The 4,531-nt window shown below is 66.2% G+C and carries 2 protein-coding genes; both read right to left on the bottom strand.

All coding sequences use genetic code 11. The features are described from left to right. Nucleotides 1-2,787 (bottom strand): two-partner secretion domain-containing protein (locus AC25M7_RS25325; protein ID WP_486971626.1); only part of this gene is annotated, 2,787 nt, incomplete at its 3' end. Between the two features lie 23 nt (nt 2,788-2,810). After that, a complete protein-coding gene (locus AC25M7_RS25320; RefSeq protein ID WP_486971625.1) occupies nt 2,811-4,466 on the bottom strand; it encodes a ShlB/FhaC/HecB family hemolysin secretion/activation protein in 1,656 nt (551 codons plus the stop codon). Nucleotides 4,467-4,531: the final 65 nt, after the last annotated feature.

Genomic DNA, 4,531 nt, shown 5'->3' with positions numbered 1-4,531 from the left:
GTTGTCGACGCTGCCCACGGTCAGGCGCATGCCCTGCCCGGCGCCCAGCACGGCGCCCTGGCGGTTGACCAGCGAATCGCCCTTGAGGGTCAGCTTGCCATCGGCGGACAGCTTGCCGCCGAGCTGTTCCAGGCGCGTGACCTGCCCATCGAGATCGCCACCGCTGGTCAGGCTGCCACCGCTGTTGTCCAGGTGGGCAGCGACCAGATCGAGGTTGCCCTTCGCACCGAAGATGCCGAGCTGGTTGAGCAGTTCGGTGCCATTGAAGCGCACCCCAGCCTGGCCGCTGACCAGGCCCTGGTCACGGTTGTCGAGCTGGTCGAGGGTCAGCGTCATCGCGCCATCACCCTCGATCTTGCCGCCGCGGTTGTCCCAGTGCTGGCCGTGCAGGGTCAGCAGATCCTTGCCCTGCAACCGGCCACCACGGTTATCCAACTGCCCCGCGTCGATATCAGTAGCACCCTGGCCATTCACCAGGCCCTTGGCCTGGTTGTCCAGCAGGCCGGTGACCTTGGCGGTCAGCGTGCCATCGCTGAGCAGCTTGCCTTGCTCGCGGTTGTCGAGGCTGGCAGCGTTCAGCGTCATTGCCTTGCCGGCTGCCAGCACACCTTGGCGATTGTCCAGCGCCTGGGCGACCACCAGTTCCAGTGCCCCACCCGTGACCATACCCTCACGGTTGTCGAGGCTGCCGGCCTTTACCTGGCCGTGGCCGGTGCTGGAGATCTCGCCGTGCTGGTTGTCGATGGCTGCGCGGGTGGCCAACACCAGGCCGGACTTGCTGGTGACCACGCCGCCCTGGTTGTGCAACGCCAGGGCCTGGATATCCAGGCCGTCGGCCGAGACCAGGCCATCCAGGTTGTCGAGCAACTGATCGAGACGCACGGTCAGGGCCTGCTCGCTGTAGAACTTGCCACCGGTGTTGTCGAGGCTGCGGCCTGTCAGGGTGAAGGCCCCCTTGCTGGAGATCTCGCCACGCTGGTTGTCGATATCGGCCATCTGCCGCAGACGCAACTGGTTGGCGACGATCTCGCCGTTGCGGTTGTCCAGCCGGCCATGGTTCAGGTCAAGGGTCAGCTCGGTGACGCTGCTCAGGTGGCCACCTTGCTGGTCGAGCCGACCGACGTTGACCGTGACCGCCTGGTTGCCGCTGATATGGCCGCCCTGACCGTTGTTCAGGGCCTGGGCGGTCAGGTCAAGGGAAGTCTGGCTGGCGATCCGGCCGGTCCGATTGTCGACCAGTCCCTGGCTGGTGACGGTAATGCCCCGGTTGGCCAGGACCTTGCCATTGCGGTTGTCCAGGCTACCGAGGTTCAGGGCCAGGACATCGAGGCTGGACAACTCGCCGGCCTGGTTGTCGAGATGCGCCCAAGTGGCGTTCAGTGCTCCCTGGCTGATGATCTGGCCACGGTCGCTGTTGAGCAGTTGCCCACCGGTGAGGGTCATGCGCCCGTCACCGACAACCTTGCCCTGCTGGCGGTTGTCCAGCGTTGCGGCGTTGATGTCGGCATGGCGGCCGGCGCTGAGGCTGCCGCCCTGGTTATCCAGGCGTCCACCCGTGGACAGCGTCAGGTCACCACTGGCGATCAAGCGCTGGTTGCGGTTGTCCACGGCACCGGCGTTGATCTTCAGGTCGGCGTCGGCCGCGCGGCTGCCATCGGCCTGGATACCGGCCTGGATGCCCCCAAGGTTGCTCAGTTGGCCTGCCGCGTCCAGTTGCACCGAACCCGCTGCCGTCAGCCCCTGGTGGTTGACCAGGTCACCGCGGCTTTCCACCTGCAGTTGCTTGCCGGCATGTACCGGCCCCCGGGTTTCGATACCGGTCGCCCGGATGCGCACATCGCCCCCGGCGCTGGCCTGAACCATGCTCAGCTGACCATTGGCATCGAGCTGGATATCGTCACCGCTGGCAATCATCCGCCCGTCGAGGCGCACACCGACACCGGCCTCGGTGCCGACCAGCCTGACCGCGCCGGCATACATGCCGCCCAGCGCGCTGGAGTCGATCGCCAGGCTCGGCTTGGCGCTGCCGTCGTCAGCACGCGCGGTGGCCGCCAAGGTGCGGACATCGACATCGTTGCGCCCGGCGACGATGGCCAGGTTGCGGGCCTGGATCTCGGCGTTGATCTTGGTACTGCGGGCAATCAGCTCGAAGCTGTCGACGTTGCTGGCATTGATCCCCGCGCCTTCAATGGCGATGTGGCCCTGGTCGACCTGGTAACGGGTCAGTTGGCCGTTCTCGATCACCGGCTTGCCGGTACTGAGTGTCGCCTGTGGCGTGTTGATGAAACCGCAGCCATCACAGGTAATGCCATGGGGGTTGGCGACGATGACATGCGCCCCGCGTCCGGCCACTTCGGTGTAGCCGCGCAGCTGGCTGGCGTTGGCACCGTTGACCTCGTTGAGGATGACATTGGCCGCCGCCCCCTGCAGGTTCGGGTTGCCAAGGATGATCCCGCCCAACTGGGTAGCCTGGGTACGATCGGTGGCATTGTTGAGGATCAGCCCCTGTTGACCGACGTTGTAGTCGCTGAACTGGTTGTGCGACAGCCCGCTGCCGTTGGGCGCGGCAATGTTGACGATCGGCACGCCGTTGCCCGCCTGGCCGAGGCTGGTCCCCGGCCCGCTGACCACCACGCCTTCGGCGGCTTGCGCCCACAGCGGCTGCCAGAACATGGCGTTGGCCAGCAGGAAGGCCAGGCCACGCTTGGGCAACCCGCAGAAATGCTCACGGGGCTGAATTGCGGCCGAGCGTTGGCGGGCCAGGAAGGCAAACAGGCGAACGTCCATGTCAGGTCTCGTGAATCAGGCGGTCAAATGAAGAGGTCCAGGCGGAAATACACCGGGCGTTCCTTCTCGGTCAGCACGTCGGGGCGTTCCAGGCTGTGGGCGAAGGTCACGCTGGCGGCCATGTGCTGGCCGCGGGCGAACAGCTCCAGCGAATGGCTGCTGGCACGGCCGTGGTACTCGCCGTTGTAGCGATCGTTGTGGATTACCCCGAGGTCGTAGCCCAGGCCCAGGCCGTACTCGGCCACCAGCGGTTGCAGCAGCGGCCAGTTCACCGGGCGGGTCCAGCGCAGGTCGTTGCGCCAGTAGCCGCCGCTGTCGCCGGACAGCGACTGGTCCTTCAGGCCGCGCACCGACGACAGCCCGCCAAGGCTGATGCGCTGCGGGCTGAACAGCACGTCCTCGCTGCGCTGGCCGGTGGCCAGGCTGCTGAAGCTCAGGCGCTCGCCGAGGAGCTGGAAGCCCTGCACGTAGCTGAGCGTGGCGCTGTACTTGCGGTAGCGCGCCACCGGCTGGCCCGGGCGTGGGTGGCCATTGTCCTGGGCGTCGAAGGCGCCGATGCCCTCCTGGGTGCCCAAGTCGAGGTTGACGAAGGCATTGCCCAGACGCCGGCCATGGTTGATGCCGAACTGCGCCTCGCTCAGGCGGTTGCTGCTGCCCTCTAGGCGGCTGTCCTCGATGTAGTTGTTGGTGCGCAGGTGGGCCATGCCGGCATTGAGCGAGGTCTTGCTGGTGGCGTCGCGGTGTACCACGCGCTCGGCGCGCAGCTGGTGGTTCTGGCTGTCGCCGGTCTGCTTGAAGGCAAAGCCGTTGGCCTGGGCCAGGGAGCGGTATTCGCTCTCGCTGTAGCTGTAGGTGAAGTTCCACCAGCCCCACGGCAGGTTGTAGAACAGCACGCCGTTCTTCGAGCCCTGGGTGTGATCGCTGACCACGTCGTGGCCGCCGCGCAGCATCAGCTGGTCGGCCAGGCCCAGCGGGCTGTCCCATTCCAGGCCGAGGTTGAGCATCTGCTCGCCGGTGCTGCGTTGGCCTTCGTTGTTGCGCGACAGCGAGGCGCGCCAGGGTTTCTGTTGGGTGTTGCGCACCAGCACTTCGCTGCCGCCGACGGCCTTGCCCGGGGTCAGCTCCATCTGCGCCTTGTTCGACGGCAGGCGGTTGAGCTGGTCGACCATCTGCTCGATCTCGCGCAGGTTCAGGCGCTGGTCGATATCGCCGGGAAAAGCCATGCCCAGCTCACGGTCGCTCAGGCCGCTGGCCGGGTCCGGGCGCAGCCCTTCCAAGCGCCCTTCCACCACCAGTACCTGCAGATGACCCGAGGACAGGTCCTGCTGCGGCAGGTAGGCGCGGCTGGTGACCAGGCCGCGACCCAGGTAATGGTCGGTGATGGCCTTGAGCAAGGCATTGAGCTGGGTGACGCCCAGGCACTGGTCGATGAAGGGCTTGAGCAGGCGATCGCGGTCGGCGGCGGACAGGCTGTCGGCGCCCTTGAGCTCGATGGTGTGGATGGTGAAGCAGCGGCTGTCGGCCGCCGGTTGCGACTCACCGGGTTCGGCGGCCTTGCCGGGCAGGTTGCGCAGTTCTTCGAGGCGGCGCTGCTGCTCTTCGAGCAGACGGTCCTGGCGGTCGCGGATCAGGTCCTGGTCGCCAGGCGAGAGGGTGTCAGAAATTTTGTGTTCGGGCATAACATGAGTAAGAGGTGCATGTATGCCAACCAAAAAGAAACCCTTGCGTGACCTGCCCAAAATCC

Source organism: Pseudomonas sp. P106(2024), from assembly GCF_057480815.1.
Note: the sequence above shows the minus strand (reverse complement) of the source record. Positions and strands in the feature narration are given on the sequence as shown.